The following is a 15,232-nucleotide window of genomic DNA, read 5'->3' as shown; positions in this document are numbered from 1 at the left end:
CCGCCGGCCCGGCCGCGGGACACACCCCGCCCGGCAGCCGCGCCGACGCCCGCCGGGCCGCCCAGCGAGGAGCCGCGGGCCGCGGCCGCCCAGGTGGCAAGGGGGGCAAGGGCGGCCGGCTCATCAACTACCCGCGGGCCGAGAAGGAGGGCTGGAAGCGTTTCGTGCCCTCCTGGAAGCTGGTCGGGGGCACGGCCCTCGGCTTCTTCGCGGTCATCGTGGCCGGCGCCGGCATCGGCATCGCCAGCGTGGGCACGCCCGACCCGAACAAGGCGGCCCAGGCGCAGAACAACGTCTTCGAGTGGTCCGACGGCTCTCAGATGGTCGCCACGGGCGGTTCCACGAACCGCCAGATCGTGCCGATCGACCAGATTCCCGTGTCGATGCGGAATGCCGTGATCGCCGCGGAGAACCAGTCCTTCGAGACGGACAAGGGCGTCGACCCGATGGGCATCGCCCGTGCCGTGGTCAACATGGCCACCGGCGGTTCCACCCAGGGCGGCTCGACGATCACCCAGCAGTACGTGAAGAACATGTACCTGGACTCCGAGCAGACCCTGAAGCGCAAGGTCACCGAGCTCTTCATCTCGATCAAGCTCGGTGTGTCCGAGGAGAAGAACACCGTCCTCGCCGGCTACCTCAACACCGCCTACTACGGCCGGGACGCCTACGGCATCCAGGCCGCCGCGCGGGCCTACTTCGGCAAGGACGCCAAGGACCTCAACCCGTCCGAGAGCGCGTTCCTCGCCTCCATGCTCAAGGGCCCCAACCTCTACAACCCGGACGGCGGCGTCGGCTCGGCGGCGACCCCCGAGGCCAACGAGAAGCGGGCGCGCCTGCGCTGGGCCTGGGTCCTCGACCGGGAGGTCGCGGTCGGGCGGATGGAACAGTCCGAGCGGGACAAGTACAAGGACTTCCCCGAGCGCGTCGACCTGGCGCAGGGCCGCGGCCTGACCGGCCAGATCGGCTACCTCGTCGACGTCGCCAAGTCGTACGTCATGAAGACCGGCGACATCAGCGCCGAGAAGATGGCCCTCGGCGGCTACACGATCCGCACCACCTTCGAGAAGCCCAGGGTGGACGCGCTGGTCAAGGCGGTGGAGGACACCCGCAACGACTTCCTCGACGAGAAGGCGCGCCCCGAGTACGACACGTTCGTGCAGTTCGGCGCCGCGTCGGTCGACGTGAAGTCCGGCGCGATCGTCGCCCTGTACGGCGGCCCCGGCTTCGACCAGAAGCACTTCACCAACAACGCCAACACCTCGGGCGTCCCGGTCGGCTCGACCTGGAAGCCCTACGTGCTGGCCGCCGCCCTGGAGTACGGCACCCAGAACTCCAAGGGCTCGGGCATCTCGATCGACAGCAAGTACAACGCCGACGACCTCACGGTGATCAACAACCGTGAGGGCAAGCCGCTCCTCGACAAGGACGGCAAGCCGTTCCGGCAGAAGAACGAGAGCCCCGAGGCCCACGGCTACGTGACCCTCAACGAGGCGATGCGGCAGTCGATCAACGTGCCGTTCGCCCAGCTCGTCTTCGACGTCGGCCACAGCAAGGTCCGCTCCGTCGCGAAGTCCACCGGCATCCTGGAGGAGTCGATGGACGAGAACGACAACGCCTCCTTCGCCCTGGGCACCTCGACCCCCAGCGCCATCCGGATGGCCGACTCGTACGCCACCTTCGCCGCGTCCGGCACGCACCGCGAGCCCTACTCGGTGCAGACGGTCCAGAAGGACGGCAAGACCCTTCCCGGCTTCGGGCCTCCCAAGGAGGCCCGCGCCATGGACGACGCCGTCGCGAACAACATCACCAAGGTGCTCCAGAACGTCGTCGAGAACGGCACCGGCACCAAGGCGAAGAAGCTCGGCCGGCCCGCCGCCGGCAAGACCGGTACCACCGACCAGAACAAGTCGGCCTGGTTCGTCGGCTACACCCCGCAGCTGTCCACCTCGGTGACGCTCTTCCGCAACGACCCGAACGCCAAGGGCAAGGACCGCAAGCTGCTGTCCATGAACCACGTGGGCGGGGTCGACTCCATCCACGGTGGTGACATCCCGGCCGTGATCTGGACCGAGTACATGCGCGAGGCCCTCAAGGGCACCCCGGCCAAGGACTTCCCGGAGGCCGAGGACATCGGCGTCGTCGCGGATGCGGCCGGCGCCCCGACGCCCACGCCGGCGGCGGTCCCCTCGCCCTCGGCCTCGCCCTCGACCTCCGCGTCGCCCTCCCCGTCGATGGTCTCCCCGTCCCCGTCCGACGGCGGCAAGCCGTCCTGCAAGCCGTGGAAGCTCTACTGCGACCCGGCGACGGCCGCCGGCACGGGCAACGGCGGGAACACCAACGGAGGCACCAACGGCGGCCCGACGGGCGGCACCACCGGACAGCCCACGACACCCCCCACCGGCCGGCCCGGCCGGCCCGGCGGAGTGACCAACTGGGGCGCCACCATCGGTGGCGGAGGCTGATCCCGTACCCGCCTCCACCCGGGAGGGCCGTCGCACCCCGTGCGGCGGCCCTCCCGCGCGTCCGGCCCGGTACGGCAGGATGAGCGCATGACCAAGGTGCACGAGGACCGGCCCGTACTGCCCACCCAGCAGGACGAGGTCGCCGCCGCCGGCAGTGAGCTCATCGGCGGCCCCCTCGGCCGCCGCGCACGGATCGGCGGCCACTGGCTGGGACCGGTCCGCGTGGTGGCCCTCGTCGTCATCGGCATGTTCGCGCTCGGCATGGCGCAGAAGCTGCCCTGCTACGACTGGGCGTGGTTCCGGGGAGCGGGCTCGCAGTACACGCACGCCTGCTACTCCGACATCCCGCACCTGTACTCGGCCCGCGGCTTCGCCGACGGCCTCGTGCCCTACTTCGACCGCTTCCCCGACGTCGCGGTCGACCCGAAGTACGGCGGCATGCAGTACCTGGAGTACCCGGTGCTCACCGGTGCCTTCATGCAGGTCGCCGCGTGGCTGACGCCCTCGTCGGGAGCCGTCCAGCACCGCGAGCAGATGTACTGGATGGTCAACGCCGGCATGCTGATGGCCTGCGCGGCGGTGATCGCCGTGTGCGTCGCCCGCACCCACCGCCGCCGCCCCTGGGACGCCCTGCTCGTCGCCCTGGCCCCGGCGCTCGCCCTCAACGCGACCGTGAACTGGGACCTGCCGGCCGTCGCCCTGGCCGCCGTCGCGATGCTGATGTGGTCGCGCAGCCGCCCGTTGCTCGCCGGTGTCCTCATCGGCCTCGCGACCGCGGCGAAGCTCTATCCGGTGCTGCTGCTCGGGGCGCTGTTCGTGCTGTGCTGGCGCGCCGGGAAGTGGCGCGCCTTCGGAGCCACCGCCCTGGGCGCGGCCGTCTCCTGGCTCGTGGTGAACGGCCCCGTCATGTACTTCGCCTGGGACGGCTGGAAGCGGTTCTACGTCTTCAGCCAGGAACGGCCCATCGACTTCGGCTCCGTGTGGCTGCTGATCTCCCAGCGCACCGGAAACCCGCTGGAAGGGGCCAACACCTACGCGACCGGGCTGACCCTGCTGCTGTGCCTGGCGATCGGGCTGCTCACCCTGACGGCCCCGAGGCGGCCCCGCTTCGCCCAGGTGGCCTTCCTGGTGGTCGCCGCCTTCGTCCTGGCCAACAAGGTCTACTCGCCGCAGTACGTGCTGTGGCTGATCCCGCTCGCCGCGCTGGCCCGGCCCCGCTGGCGGGACTTCCTGATCTGGCAGGCCGGCGAGATCGTGTACTTCCTCGGGATCTGGTTCTACCTGGCGTACACGACCAGCGGGGACAAGCACCAGGGCCTGCCGGTGGAGGGGTACCAGCTGGCGATCGTCGCCCACCTGCTGGCCACGCTCTACCTGTGCGCCGTCGTCGTACGGGACATCCTGCTGCCCGAGCGGGACGTCGTACGGCGCGACGGATCGGACGACCCCTCCGGAGGCGTCCTGGACGGCGCCGAGGACGCGTTCGTGCTCTCTGACAGGGCGAAGGCGCCGCAGTACGCGGCGCCTTCCGAGGGACAGCGGGTCGACTGGGGCACGGACCCCGGGCACTGAGCGGTCCGGCCGCACCGGCCGGACCGTCCGGTGCGGATCAGGCGTCGAGCGCCCGGTCGAACTGCGTCGTGGTGTGCCGCAGGTGCGCCACCAGCTCGTCGCCGACCTTCGGCTCGGTCGCGTCCGAGGGCACGAACAGGATCGACACCTGCATGTGCGGGGGCTCGGCGAACCAGCGCTGCTTGCCCGCCCACACGAAGGGCGAAAGGTTGCGGTTGACGGTGGCCAGGCCGGCCCGGGCGACGCCCTTGGCGCGCGGCATCATCCCGTGCAGGGCCTTGGGGGCCTCCAGGCCCACCCCGTGCGAGGTGCCGCCCGCGACCACGACCAGCCAGCCGTCGGAGGCGGCCTTCTGCTGCCGGTAGCCGAACCGGTCGCCCTTGGCCACCCGCGTGACGTCCAGGACCGCGCCGCGGTACTGGGTCGCCTCGTGGTCGCCCAGCCACAGCCGGGTGCCGATCCGGGCCCGGAAGCGGGTCTGCGGGAACTGCTGCTGGAGCCGCCCCAGCTCCTCGGCCCGCAGGTGGCTGACGAACATGGTGTGCAGCGGCAGCCGGGCCGCGCGCAGCCGGTCCATCCAGCCGATGACCTCCTCGACGGCGTCCGAGCCGTCAGGGCGGTCCAGGGGCAGGTGCAGGGCGAAGCCCTCCAGCCGGACGTCCTCGATCGCCGACTGCAGCAGGCCCAGGTCCTGCTCGGAGATGCCGTGGCGGCGCATCGAGCTCATGCACTCGATGACCACGCGGGCGCCGACCAGACCGCGGACCCCGTCCACCGAGGAGACCGAACGGATCACCCGGTCCGGCAGCGGAACGGGCTCCTCACCCCGCCGGAACGGGGTGAGGACGAGCAGGTCGCCACCGAAGTGGTCCTTGATGCTGGCGGCCTCGTACGTCGTTCCGACGGCCAGGATGTCGGCGCCCATGCGGGTCGCCTCCTCGCACAGCCGCTCGTGGCCGAAGCCGTAGCCGTTGCCCTTGCAGACGGGGATCAGCCCGGGGAACTGATCGGTGATCTGCTTCTGGTGCGCACGCCAGCGCGCGGTGTCGACGTAGAGCGTGAGCGCCATGCCCGTCCGGAGCCTCTCTGGAAAGCTGCGTGGTGCAGCGGTGCGGTGTGTGGATGCGGCGGGGTCAGCGGCGCGACATGTAGATGTCGAGCGCCTTGTGCAGCATCTTGTTGAGCGGGAAGTCCCACTCGCCGACGTACTCGACGGCCTCGCCGCCCGTGCCGACCTTGAACTGGATCAGGCCGAACAGGTGGTCGTTCTCGTCCAGCGTGTCGCTGATGCCGCGCAGGTCGTAGATGCTCGCGCCGAGCGCGTACGAGTCGCGCAGCATGCGCCACTGCATCGCGTTCGAGGGCCGGACCTCACGCTTGTGGTTGGCGGAGGCGCCGTACGAGTACCAGACGTGCTGGCCGACGGTGAGCATCGTGGCGGCGGCCAGCGGCTCCCCCTCGTGCTTGGCGATGTACAGCCGCATCCGGTTGGGGTCCTCGGAGTTGAGGGCCGTCCACTGGCGCTGGAAGTAACTGAGCGGGCGCGGGCGGAACTTGTCGCGCTCGGCGGTGATCTCGTAGAGGTACTGCCAGGTCGGCAGGTCCTCGTAGCCGCCCTGGACGACCTCGACGCCGGCCTTCTCGGCCTTCTTGATGTTGCGGCGCCACAGCTGGTTGAAGCCCTTGAGGACATCGTCCAGCGAACGGTTCGCCAGCGGCACCTGGAAGACGTAGCGGGGCTGGACGTCACCGAAGCCGGCTCCGCCGTCCTCGGCCTGCTGCCAGCCCATGCGGCGCAGCTTGTCGGACACCTCGAAGGCGCGCGGCTCGATGACCGAGGCCTCCACGTCACGCAGGCGCTTGACGTCCGGGTCCTGGATTCCGGCCTTGATGGCGGCGGAGTTCCAACGGCGGATGACGACCGGAGGGCCCATCTTCACCGTGAAGGCGCCCTGGTTCTTCAGGTGCGCCAGCATCGGCTGGAGCCATTCCTCCAGATTCGGTGCGTACCAGTTGATGACCGGGCCCTCGGGGAGGTACGCGAGGTACCGCTTCACCTTGGGCAGCTGGCGGTACAACACCAGCGCGGCACCGACGAGTTCACCGGACTTGTCGAACCATCCGAGGTTCTCCGAGCGCCACTCGTTCTTGACGTCGGCCCATGCCGGGACCTGGCAGTGGCTAGCCGAGGGCAGGCTCTGGAGGTAGGCCAGATGCTGCTCTCGGCTGATGGTGCTCAGGGACAGGCTCATGCGGGGTGTCTCCTCCGGCGGCTTCGCTGGCTATGGCGCGAAGCCTACTGCGACAGGGGCGCCACCCATCTGGGGGACGGGCCGTAGCCCGGGCCGGTGTGAGGCCGGCGCCCCGTCGCGGAGGTCCCCCGGTCAGCCCAGCCAGCCGCCGAAGAGGCCCCCGTGGGCCATGCCGAGGAAGAAGCCGATGGCAGACGCGCCAAGGCCGATGATCAGTGCGAAGCGCTCGCGTGTCGTGGCGGAGATGAACTGTCCGTACAGCCCCGTCACGATCCCGACCAGTCCGGTCCATGAGGTGAGCAGGTGCAGATTGTGGAAGAACGCAGTGACGAACGCCACGGCGCCGAGGACCAGGGTGACCGCCACCAGGGTGTCCTGGAGCGGGTGGGGCTTGCCGTCGGTCGAGAAGAGGGAGATCGACTGGGAGGACTGGCGTCGCATTGCCTGTGCCATCGGAAGGCACCTCCTGGCTGCAGCAGAGCGGTGCGGCGGAGCCGCCCCCGGCGGAGCCGGAGGACATAGCACCGTGCACACCCGGTGCTTACAGATTGTGGCCCTCTCCTGCCGGATTTCAACCGGAAGGAGTCGACGGGGTAGTCTGTACGGTCTGCGCGGTGTCTGCTCTCGGACACCGTGCGGCACGCATCACGACCCTCCTGCCACGGAACGACCGTGGCCGCTGAGTCCAAAGGAGGTGGGTTCCACATGCGTCACTACGAAGTGATGGTCATCCTCGACCCCGATCTGGAGGAGCGCGCTGTCGCCCCCCTGATCGAGAACTTCCTCTCCGTCGTCCGTGAGGGCAACGGAAAGGTCGAGAAGGTCGACACCTGGGGCCGTCGTCGTCTCGCTTACGAGATCAAGAAGAAGCCCGAGGGCATCTACTCGGTCCTCGACCTGCAGGCCGAGCCTGCGGTCGTCAAGGAGCTCGACCGCCAGATGAACCTGAACGAGTCGGTTCTCCGGACCAAGGTCCTTCGCCCCGAGACCCACTGAACTTCGGTTCAGCGGTAATCGGGACCGAGTAGCACAGCAGCCCAGCAGCAATCCCCGCCGAGAGGTTCATCCATGGCAGGCGAGACCGTCATCACGGTCGTCGGCAATCTCGTCGACGACCCCGAGCTGCGCTTCACCCCCTCGGGTGCGGCGGTCGCGAAGTTCCGTGTCGCGTCCACCCCCCGCACCTTCGACCGTCAGACCAATGAGTGGAAGGACGGCGAGAGCCTGTTCCTGACCTGCTCGGTGTGGCGGCAGGCGGCCGAGAACGTCGCCGAGTCCCTTCAGCGGGGCATGCGCGTCATCGTGCAGGGCCGGCTGAGGCAGCGGTCGTACGAGGACCGTGAGGGTGTCAAGCGCACGGTCTACGAGCTGGACGTCGAGGAAGTCGGCCCCAGCCTGAAGAACGCCACGGCCAAGGTCGCCAAGACCACCGGTCGCGGTGGCCAGGGTGGATACGGCGGCGGCGGTCAGCAGCAGGGTGGCGGCAGCTGGGGCGGAGCCCCCAGCGGTGGCGCCCCGCAGGGCGGCGGAGCTCCCTCCGACGACCCGTGGGCGTCCAGCGCGCCGGCCGGTGGCCAGCAGCAGGGCGGCGGCGGGGGCGGTTGGGGCGGAAGCTCCGGCGGCTCCGGCGGTGGCTACTCGGACGAGCCGCCCTTCTAAGGGCAGCTCCATCCCCACTTCTTGATCACACAGGAGAGACACAATGGCGAAGCCGCCTGTGCGCAAGCCTAAGAAGAAGGTCTGCGCGTTCTGCAAGGACAAGACCGCGTACGTGGACTACAAGGACACGAACATGCTGCGGAAGTTCATTTCCGACCGCGGCAAGATCCGTGCCCGCCGCGTTACCGGCAACTGCACGCAGCACCAGCGTGACGTCGCCACGGCCGTGAAGAACAGCCGTGAGATGGCGCTGCTGCCCTACACGTCCACCGCGCGATAAGGAAAGGGTGACCGACTAATGAAGATCATCCTGACCCACGAGGTTTCTGGCCTCGGTGCCGCCGGCGATGTCGTCGACGTCAAGGACGGTTACGCTCGCAACTACCTGGTCCCGCGGAACTTCGCGATTCGCTGGACCAAGGGTGGCGAGAAGGACGTGGCGCAGATCCGCCGCGCCCGCAAGATCCACGAGATCGCGACCATCGAGCAGGCCAACGAGGTCAAGGCCAAGCTCGAAGGCGTGAAGGTCCGTCTGGCCACCCGCGCGGGTGACGCCGGCCGTCTCTTCGGTTCCGTCACCCCGGCCGACATCGCCACGGCGATCGAGGCGTCCGGTGGCCCGAAGGTCGACAAGCGTCGCGTGGAGCTGGGCTCCCCGATCAAGACCCTCGGTTCGTACCAGGTCTCCGTGCGTCTGCACGCTGAGGTCGTCGCGAACGTGGGCGTCGAGGTCGTCGCCGCCGCCTGAGGCAGCGAATGAAGGGCCGCACCCTCCGGGGTGCGGCCCTTCGTCATGTCCGGGTGGCTCCGTGGCGGTGTTTCACGTGAAACGAGCCGCCCTCTGGTCATGTTTCACGTGAAACATGACCAGAGGGCGGCTCGGCATCGGCGTCAGGACCGGTCTCCGGGACGGGGTGGCCTCCGGTCAGCGGGTGGCTCCGGTGACCAGCCAGCGGCCGGAGCGGGCGCGCAGCTGGAGGGTGACCATCCGGACCAGCATCATCAGGGTCATGGCCCACCAGAGGGCGGTCAGACCCCCACCGAGGGCCGGGACGAGCAGGGCGGCCGGCGCGAAGACGGCRAGGGTCAGCAGCATCGCCCCAGCGAGGTAGCGGCCGTCGCCGGCGCCCATCAGCACTCCGTCGAGGACGAAGACGATCCCGCAGACCGGTTGGGCCACCGCCACGACGAGCAGGCCGGGCAGCAGGGCGTTCTCGACCGCGGGGTCGCCGGTGAAGAGCGGGATGAACACCGGGCGGGCCAGGACGACCAGCAGGCCCAGGACGAGGCCTGCGCCGATGCCCCACTGGACCATGCGGCGGCACACGGCCTTGGCGCCCGCGCCGTCCCCGGCGCCCAGGTAGCGGCCGATGATGGCCTGCCCGGCGATCGCGATGGCGTCCAGGGCGAAGGCGAGCAGGCTCCACAGGGACAGCAGGATCTGGTGGGCGGCGATGTCGGCGTCCCCCAGCCGCGCCGCCACGGCAGTTGCGATCATCAGGATGGCGCGCAGGGACAGGGTGCGGACCAGCAGCGGCACGCCCGCCTGGGCGCAGGCGCGGATGCCGGCCGCGTCGGGGCGCAGCGAGGCCCGGTGGCGGCGGGCGCCCCGGACGACCACGACGAGGTAGGCGGCGGCCATGGCGCACTGGGCGATGACGGTGCCCCATGCGGAGCCGGCGATGCCGAGGCCCGCGCCGTAGACCAGGGCCACGTTCAGGGCTCCGTTGAGGGCGAAGCCGCCGATCGCCACGTAGAGGGGTGTACGGGTGTCCTGGAGGCCGCGTATGACGCCGGTGGCAGCCAGCACCACGAGCATGGCGGGGATACCGAGCGCGGAGATGCGCAGATACGTTTCTGCGTACGGGGCGACGGAGTCCGAGGCGCCGAAGAGCGAGACGAGCCAGGGCGCGCCGGGCAGGACCGCGGCAACGACGGCCGCGCCGAGCAGCAGGGCGAGCCAGATGCCGTCCATGCCGTGTCGGATGGCGGCCCGGAGGTCGCCCGCGCCGACCCTGCGGGCCACGGCCGCGGTGGTGGCGTAGGCGAGGAAGACGAAGACGCTCACCGCGGTGGTGAGCAGCGCCGCCGCGATGCCGAGGCCGGCCAGCTGGGGGGTGCCGAGGTGTCCCACGATGGCGCTGTCGGCCATCACGAAGAGGGGTTCGGCGACGAGCGCGCCGAAGGCCGGGACGGCGAGGGCGAGGATCTCGCGATCGTGCCGTCTCGGGGCAGCCTTCTCAGCGGTGGGGGCCTGTGTCATGCGCTCAATCTAATCTTCCACAGGTAACGGATGCAAGGGCCTTTGAGTCCTTACCAGCGCGCTGACTTGGGCGTTCTTCCCACCCCGTTGGAGGCGATCTTGAGACAGTGGCCAAGAATTTTCTTCCCCACAGCCTGCGGAAGGAGAAAATGCAGGTCAGATGGGGTGGCGAGGTGGGTCAGGTGATTTTGTCCACAGCGCCGTCCCCCGGTCCGTGCACAGCTTCGGGTGAGTTACCCACAGCATTGGCTCCGTCGTCCACATCTCATCCACACAGCCTGTGGATAACAAGATTGGCTGACGTCGTCCGCGGCCCTACCGTTGTGCGTTGCCCGACGCGCCGAACGCCGATCCGGGTGTCCCAAATGTCAGAGCCGTGTCGTAGAAAGAGTGACACGGCGAGGTCCGCGTTGCGGACGGGAGGAGGCGGCCCGGTGAGCATGCCCGAGCCCATGGACGACCCCTGGGCCGACAGCGGTCCCAGTGACCGTCTGCCCGCCCGCACGCGCCGTAACGCCGAGGGCCGCGGCCGCGGGGACGAACAGCAGGACCGGGGCCGCGAGGGCGGCTCCTGGGACGGCGGCGGGGGCGGCTTCGAGCGCGTCCCCCCGCAGGACCTCGACGCCGAGCAGTCGGTGCTCGGCGGCATGCTGCTCTCCAAGGACGCGATCGCCGACGTGGTCGAGGTCCTCAAGGGCCACGACTTCTACCGTCCTTCGCACGAGACGATCTACCAGGCCATCCTCGACCTGTACGCCAAGGGTGAGCCGGCCGACCCCATCACGGTCGGCGCGGAGCTCACCCGGCGCGGAGAGATCAGCAAGGTCGGCGGGGCCTCGTACCTGCACACCCTGGTGCAGTCCGTGCCGACCGCGGCGAACGCCGAGTACTACGCGGAGATCGTCCACGAGCGGGCCGTCCTGCGCCGCCTGGTCGCGGCCGGTACGAAGATCACGCAGATGGGATACGCGGCGGACGGCGACGTCGACGAGATCGTCAACAGCGCCCAGGCCGAGATCTACGCCGTCACCGAGCAGCGGACCTCCGAGGACTACCTCCCGCTCGGCGACATCATGGAGGGCGCGCTCGACGAGATCGAGGCGATCGGCTCGCGCTCCGGTCAGATGTCCGGGGTGCCCACGGGCTTCACCGACCTCGACTCCCTGACCAACGGCCTGCACCCGGGCCAGATGATCGTCATCGCCGCCCGTCCCGCCATGGGCAAGTCGACGCTCGCGCTGGACTTCGCGCGGGCCTGCTCCATCAAGGCCAACCTGCCGAGCGTCATCTTCTCCCTCGAAATGGGCCGCAACGAGATCGCGATGCGCCTGCTCTCGGCCGAGGCCCGGGTGGCGCTGCACCACATGCGCTCGGGCACCATGACCGACGACGACTGGACCCGGCTCGCCCGGCGGATGCCCGACGTCTCGGCCGCCCCGCTGTACATCGACGACTCGCCCAACCTGTCGATGATGGAGATCCGCGCCAAGTGCCGTCGGCTCAAGCAGCGCAACGACCTCTCGCTCGTCGTCATCGACTACCTCCAGCTGATGCAGTCGGGCGGCTCCCGCCGGCCCGAGAGCCGCCAGCAGGAGGTCTCGGACATGTCCCGAAACCTCAAGCTGCTGGCCAAGGAGCTGGAGGTGCCGGTGATCGCGCTGTCCCAGCTGAACCGTGGTCCCGAACAGCGCACCGACAAGAAGCCGATGGTCTCCGACCTGCGTGAATCGGGTTCCATCGAGCAGGACGCCGACATGGTGATCCTGCTGCACCGTGAGGACGCGTACGAGAAGGAGTCCCCGCGCGCGGGCGAGGCGGACCTGATCGTGGCCAAGCACCGTAACGGCCCGACGGCCACCATCACGGTGGCCTTCCAAGGTCATTATTCTCGGTTCGTGGACATGGCCAACACGTAGCATCCGGCCATGGACGCCCTTGCTGAAGATCTGGAACTGCTCCCCTCCACCCGGCGCGCGCTGAGGCACCGGCTCGCCGTCGCGCAGAGCGAGGGACGCTCACCGTCGCTGGTGGCGGCCGTCTCGCGCGGTGGGGAGGTGGTCTGGGAGGGCTCCCGGACCTCGGTCGAGGGCCACGGCCCGGACGGGGACGTGCAGTACCGGATCGGCTCGATCACCAAGACCTTCACGGCCGTTCTGGTGATGCGGCTGCGTGACGAGGGCCTGCTGGACCTCTCGGACCCGCTGGGCCGGCACGTGCCCGGGACCGGTGCCGACGAGGTGACCGTGGCCCAACTGCTCGCCCACACCGGCGGACTGGCGGCCGAGACGCCGGGTCAGTGGTGGGAGCGTTCGTCCGCCGAACTGCGGCCCGGGCTGGCCGAGGTGCTCGGCGAGGAGCCCTTCAAGCACGCCCCCGGACGCGCCTTCCACTACTCGAACCCCGGTTACACGCTGCTGGGTTCCCTCGTCGAGGCGCTCCGCGGGAAGCCGTGGGAGCAGGTGCTGCGCGCCGAGGTGCTGGAGCCGTTGGGGCTGGACCGGACGAGCGGCGAACCGCGCGCCCCGCACGCGGGCGGCTGGGCGGTGCATCCGTGGGCGGACCTGATGATGCCCGAGCCCGCGGAGGACCTCGGGGTGATGGCCGCGGCCGGGCAGCTGTGGTCCACGACCGGGGACCTCACGCGGTTCGCCGCCTTCCTGCTGCGGGGCGACGAGCGGGTGCTGAGCGCGGAGAGCGTACGGGAGATGCGCGCCGCGGCCGCTCCTGCGGCCCCCGGCAGCGCCGACGCCGGCTACGGGCTGGGTCTCCAGGTGAACGTCTGCGACGGGCGCCGGCTCGTCGGCCACGGCGGTTCCCTGCCGGGATTCGTGGCGGGGCTGTGGCTGAGCGAGGAGGAGGACCTGACGGCGGTCGTCCTGGCCAACTGCACCTCGGGGGTGCCCGCTTCGACGGTGGCCACGGACCTGATCGGAATCGTGGCGGAGGCGGAGCCGCGCTTCCCCGAGCCGTGGCGGCCGTTCCGGGAGGACGACCGGGTGCCGCTGGAGCTGACCGGGATCTGGTACTGGGGCACCGCGGCGCACGTGCTGCGGCTGCGTGCCGACGGCTCGCTGGAGCTGGGGCCGGTCGGCGTGACCGGCCGCTCGGCCCGGTTCCGCGGCGAACCGGACGGCAGTTGGACGGGCCTGACGGGCTATTACGCGGGGGAGACCCTGCGTGCCGTCCGGCGGGACGACGGTACACCGAGCCACCTCGACCTCGGGTCGTTCGTGTTCACGCGGGAGCCCTACGACCCCGAGGCCCCGGTGCCCGGCGGGGTGGACCCGCAGGGCTGGCGCGGCATCGGCTGACGGGGTCGGGGTCAGGCGGTGAGTTCGCGCTCCAGCGGGGTGCGGAACCGCGGGGTGACGCGGGCGTCGCCCACCCACTCGGCGAGCCGGGCGGCCTCGGCCGTGATCGCCTCCGAGGCCTCCCGCCCGGGGTCGGCCAGCAGCCGCCAGACGATCTCCCCGTCCGCCCGCTGGGCCCAGCCGCCGACGATCTCCCCGTTCCACCACACGGTCGGGCCGATGTTGCCCGCGTAGTCGAACAGGGCGGGACGGTGGGCGGGGTCGAGGTGGAAGCTCCGGTCGGCCCAGCCCATGCCGCTGGGGTCGAGACCGGGCAGGAGTGCGGCCCAGGCCTCGGGCGCGGGCTCGGCCGCGGTGTCGCCGGGGAGGACGAGCGCCGTGCCCCCGTCGTCCAGGCGGACCTGCTCGGGGGCCACGGCGGCCAGGGCCTTGCGGACTTCGGTGAGGGTCCAGCCGGTCCACCACTTGAGGTCGGCCTCGGTGGCCGGCCCGTAGGCGCGCAGCCAGCGGCGGGCGAGTTCGGCACGGGCCTCGGCGGCGGGCAGGGCGGGCCAGGGCTGGGTGTGCACCCAGCGGAACTGGCTGGAGGTCCATGATCCGCGGGGCCGGTCCCGGCGGATCCGGCCGTCGGCGGCCAGCACGCGGATGACCCGGGTGGTGACCCCGGTCTCGGTCTCGTACTTCTTGCCCCGGCTGATGGTGATCTTCTGCCGGAGGGCGGGGACGGCGGCGGAGAGCTGGCTGCCGGTCGAGGGCCCCAGGATGTCCAGGGCGTCGAGGGCAGCGGTCTCGGTCCTGGTCAGCCAGTCGGCGTCGAGGCCTTGGCCGTCCTCGGCGAGGTGCTTGAGGAGGGCCCGGCGTTCCTTCGCCGCGATGCTCCGTGCGCAGGACGCGTCCACGTAGGGGGCGAGTTCGGCGGAGACGGCGAAGAGGGTGTTCCTCATGCTGAGCAGCCGGACGAGATTGACGTCCTCGTACAGGGCCGCCTCGATCGCGGCGGGTCCGCCTTCGGTGAGGCGGGCGCGGGCGGAGAGGTGGACGGTGGCGGCGTCGGTGGCGTGCAGGGCGACGACGGCGTCCGCCGCCTGGCTCGGGGTGGCGGCACGGGCCGAAGGAGCCAGTCGATGCCGCCGGCCCAGCCGGTGGCGACGTTCCGCGGTGGTGACGAGGGGGAGGCCGGTGCTCATCCTCCCGATCGTAGGCCGGGCCGCCGACAGCGGCCCGGCCTATGCCGGAGCCGGTCAGAGCTGGAGCTTGAACCCCACGTGGGAGGCCGTGAAGCCGAGCCGCTCGTAGAAGCGGTGCGCATCGGTGCGCGTCACGTCCGAGGTGAGCTGGACGAGTTGGCAGTTCTCCTGCCGCGACTGCTCGACGGCCCATTCGATGAACCGGGTGCCGAGGCCGCTGCCGCGTTCGTCCGCGTGGACCCGTACCCCTTCGACGATGGCGCGCGTGGCGCCCTTGCGGGACAGGCCGCTCACGATCGTCAGCTGGAGGGTGCCCACCACCCGCTCGCCACGGACGGCGACGACGACGTGCTGGTTGGCGTCGTCGGCCAGCCGCTTGAGGGCCGCGATGTAGGGGGTCAGATCCTCCGGGGACTCCCGCGTGGCCCCCAGTGGGTCGTCGGCGAGCATGGCGACGATGGCGGGCAGGTCCTCCTCGGTGGCGGGTCGGATCGTCAGTGCGGGGGTTCCGGTCATGGTGGAA

At 70.5% G+C, this 15,232-nt stretch carries 14 protein-coding genes; 8 read left to right on the top strand and 6 right to left on the bottom strand.

What is annotated here, in order from left to right:
* Both AB4039_RS14595 and AB4039_RS14590 read left to right on the top strand, forming a co-directional pair.
* On the top strand, nucleotides 1-2,465 hold a 2,465-nt coding region (locus AB4039_RS14595), incomplete at its 5' end, for a transglycosylase domain-containing protein (RefSeq protein ID WP_442270888.1).
* An 87-nt stretch (nucleotides 2,466-2,552) separates the two neighbouring features.
* Nucleotides 2,553-4,037 carry a glycosyltransferase 87 family protein gene (locus AB4039_RS14590; protein WP_266840343.1) on the top strand — a complete coding sequence of 495 codons (1,485 nt, stop codon included), beginning with the start codon at nucleotides 2,553-2,555 and terminating at the stop codon, nucleotides 4,035-4,037.
* Between the two features lie 37 nt (nucleotides 4,038-4,074).
* On the opposite strand, the gene AB4039_RS14585 is transcribed toward AB4039_RS14590, so the two are convergent.
* The 3 genes from AB4039_RS14585 to AB4039_RS14575 all read right to left on the bottom strand — a co-directional run bounded on the left by AB4039_RS14585 (nucleotide 4,075) and on the right by AB4039_RS14575 (nucleotide 6,742).
* Nucleotides 4,075-5,106, bottom strand: a complete 1,032-nt coding sequence (locus tag AB4039_RS14585) for an alanine racemase (RefSeq protein WP_266840345.1) — start codon at nucleotides 5,104-5,106, stop codon at nucleotides 4,075-4,077.
* A gap of 64 nt (nucleotides 5,107-5,170) precedes the next feature.
* Nucleotides 5,171-6,289, bottom strand: a complete 1,119-nt coding sequence (locus AB4039_RS14580) for a lipid II:glycine glycyltransferase FemX (RefSeq protein ID WP_266840346.1) — start codon at nucleotides 6,287-6,289, stop codon at nucleotides 5,171-5,173.
* Nucleotides 6,290-6,421: 132 nt separating this feature from the next.
* Entirely contained in the window at nucleotides 6,422-6,742 is a 321-nt protein-coding gene (locus tag AB4039_RS14575; protein ID WP_266840348.1) for a hypothetical protein, read from the bottom strand.
* Nucleotides 6,743-6,994: 252 nt separating this feature from the next.
* Here AB4039_RS14575 and rpsF point away from each other — a divergent pair, with 252 nt between their 5' ends.
* From rpsF to rplI, 4 genes are all read left to right on the top strand, one after another.
* Nucleotides 6,995-7,285, top strand: coding sequence for a 30S ribosomal protein S6 (gene rpsF, locus AB4039_RS14570; RefSeq protein WP_007265254.1), 291 nt, complete (start codon nucleotides 6,995-6,997; stop codon nucleotides 7,283-7,285).
* Nucleotides 7,286-7,357: 72 nt separating this feature from the next.
* Entirely contained in the window at nucleotides 7,358-7,948 is a 591-nt protein-coding gene (locus AB4039_RS14565) for a single-stranded DNA-binding protein (RefSeq protein WP_266840350.1), read from the top strand.
* A 43-nt stretch (nucleotides 7,949-7,991) separates the two neighbouring features.
* Nucleotides 7,992-8,228, top strand: a complete 237-nt coding sequence (gene rpsR, locus AB4039_RS14560; RefSeq protein WP_005315025.1) for a 30S ribosomal protein S18 — start codon at nucleotides 7,992-7,994, stop codon at nucleotides 8,226-8,228.
* An 18-nt stretch (nucleotides 8,229-8,246) separates the two neighbouring features.
* Nucleotides 8,247-8,696, top strand: coding sequence for a 50S ribosomal protein L9 (rplI, locus tag AB4039_RS14555; RefSeq protein WP_266840352.1), 450 nt, complete (start codon nucleotides 8,247-8,249; stop codon nucleotides 8,694-8,696).
* A 177-nt stretch (nucleotides 8,697-8,873) separates the two neighbouring features.
* On the opposite strand, the gene AB4039_RS14550 is transcribed toward rplI, so the two are convergent.
* Nucleotides 8,874-10,211, bottom strand: coding sequence for an MATE family efflux transporter (locus AB4039_RS14550; protein WP_442270887.1), 1,338 nt, complete (start codon nucleotides 10,209-10,211; stop codon nucleotides 8,874-8,876).
* A 452-nt stretch (nucleotides 10,212-10,663) separates the two neighbouring features.
* On the opposite strand from AB4039_RS14550, the gene dnaB reads away from it, so the two are divergent.
* Complete coding sequence (dnaB, locus tag AB4039_RS14545) at nucleotides 10,664-12,127, top strand: replicative DNA helicase (RefSeq protein ID WP_266841760.1); 1,464 nt, start codon at nucleotides 10,664-10,666, stop codon at nucleotides 12,125-12,127.
* A 9-nt stretch (nucleotides 12,128-12,136) separates the two neighbouring features.
* On the top strand, nucleotides 12,137-13,522 hold the full coding sequence (locus tag AB4039_RS14540; RefSeq protein WP_442270886.1) for a serine hydrolase domain-containing protein: 1,386 nt from the start codon (nucleotides 12,137-12,139) through the stop codon (nucleotides 13,520-13,522).
* A gap of 11 nt (nucleotides 13,523-13,533) precedes the next feature.
* Here AB4039_RS14540 and AB4039_RS14535 read toward each other — a convergent pair whose 3' ends face one another.
* The gene (locus AB4039_RS14535) at nucleotides 13,534-14,709 is read right to left on the bottom strand and encodes a winged helix DNA-binding domain-containing protein (RefSeq protein WP_442270885.1); all 1,176 of its coding nucleotides are present in this window, start codon (nucleotides 14,707-14,709) and stop codon (nucleotides 13,534-13,536) included.
* 54 nt (nucleotides 14,710-14,763) lie between these two features.
* Nucleotides 14,764-15,225, bottom strand: a complete 462-nt coding sequence (locus tag AB4039_RS14530) for a GNAT family N-acetyltransferase (protein WP_266840359.1) — start codon at nucleotides 15,223-15,225, stop codon at nucleotides 14,764-14,766.
* Nucleotides 15,226-15,232 lie beyond the last annotated feature (7 nt).

Origin of the sequence: Streptomyces sp. M-16 (assembly GCF_052114405.1) — a bacterium.
GTDB lineage: Bacteria > Actinomycetota > Actinomycetes > Streptomycetales > Streptomycetaceae > Streptomyces.
The sequence above is the reverse complement of the archived record's forward strand: the minus strand, read 5'-3'. Positions and strand labels throughout refer to the sequence as shown.

What these genes read in the sequence shown, in the direction of transcription:
- AB4039_RS14540 (WP_442270886.1), top strand. Translation starts at nt 12,137, where the DNA reads ATGGACGCCCTTGCTGAAGATCTGGAACTGCTCCCCTCCACCCGGCGC.
- AB4039_RS14565 (WP_266840350.1), top strand. Translation starts at nt 7,358, where the DNA reads ATGGCAGGCGAGACCGTCATCACGGTCGTCGGCAATCTCGTCGACGAC.
- AB4039_RS14575 (WP_266840348.1), bottom strand. Translation starts at nt 6,742, where the DNA reads ATGGCACAGGCAATGCGACGCCAGTCCTCCCAGTCGATCTCCCTCTTC.
- rpsR (WP_005315025.1), top strand. Translation starts at nt 7,992, where the DNA reads ATGGCGAAGCCGCCTGTGCGCAAGCCTAAGAAGAAGGTCTGCGCGTTC.
- rplI (WP_266840352.1), top strand. Translation starts at nt 8,247, where the DNA reads ATGAAGATCATCCTGACCCACGAGGTTTCTGGCCTCGGTGCCGCCGGC.
- AB4039_RS14580 (WP_266840346.1), bottom strand. Translation starts at nt 6,289, where the DNA reads ATGAGCCTGTCCCTGAGCACCATCAGCCGAGAGCAGCATCTGGCCTAC.
- AB4039_RS14585 (WP_266840345.1), bottom strand. Translation starts at nt 5,106, where the DNA reads ATGGCGCTCACGCTCTACGTCGACACCGCGCGCTGGCGTGCGCACCAG.
- AB4039_RS14535 (WP_442270885.1), bottom strand. Translation starts at nt 14,709, where the DNA reads ATGAGCACCGGCCTCCCCCTCGTCACCACCGCGGAACGTCGCCACCGG.
- dnaB (WP_266841760.1), top strand. Translation starts at nt 10,664, where the DNA reads ATGGACGACCCCTGGGCCGACAGCGGTCCCAGTGACCGTCTGCCCGCC.
- rpsF (WP_007265254.1), top strand. Translation starts at nt 6,995, where the DNA reads ATGCGTCACTACGAAGTGATGGTCATCCTCGACCCCGATCTGGAGGAG.
- AB4039_RS14590 (WP_266840343.1), top strand. Translation starts at nt 2,553, where the DNA reads ATGACCAAGGTGCACGAGGACCGGCCCGTACTGCCCACCCAGCAGGAC.
- AB4039_RS14530 (WP_266840359.1), bottom strand. Translation starts at nt 15,225, where the DNA reads ATGACCGGAACCCCCGCACTGACGATCCGACCCGCCACCGAGGAGGAC.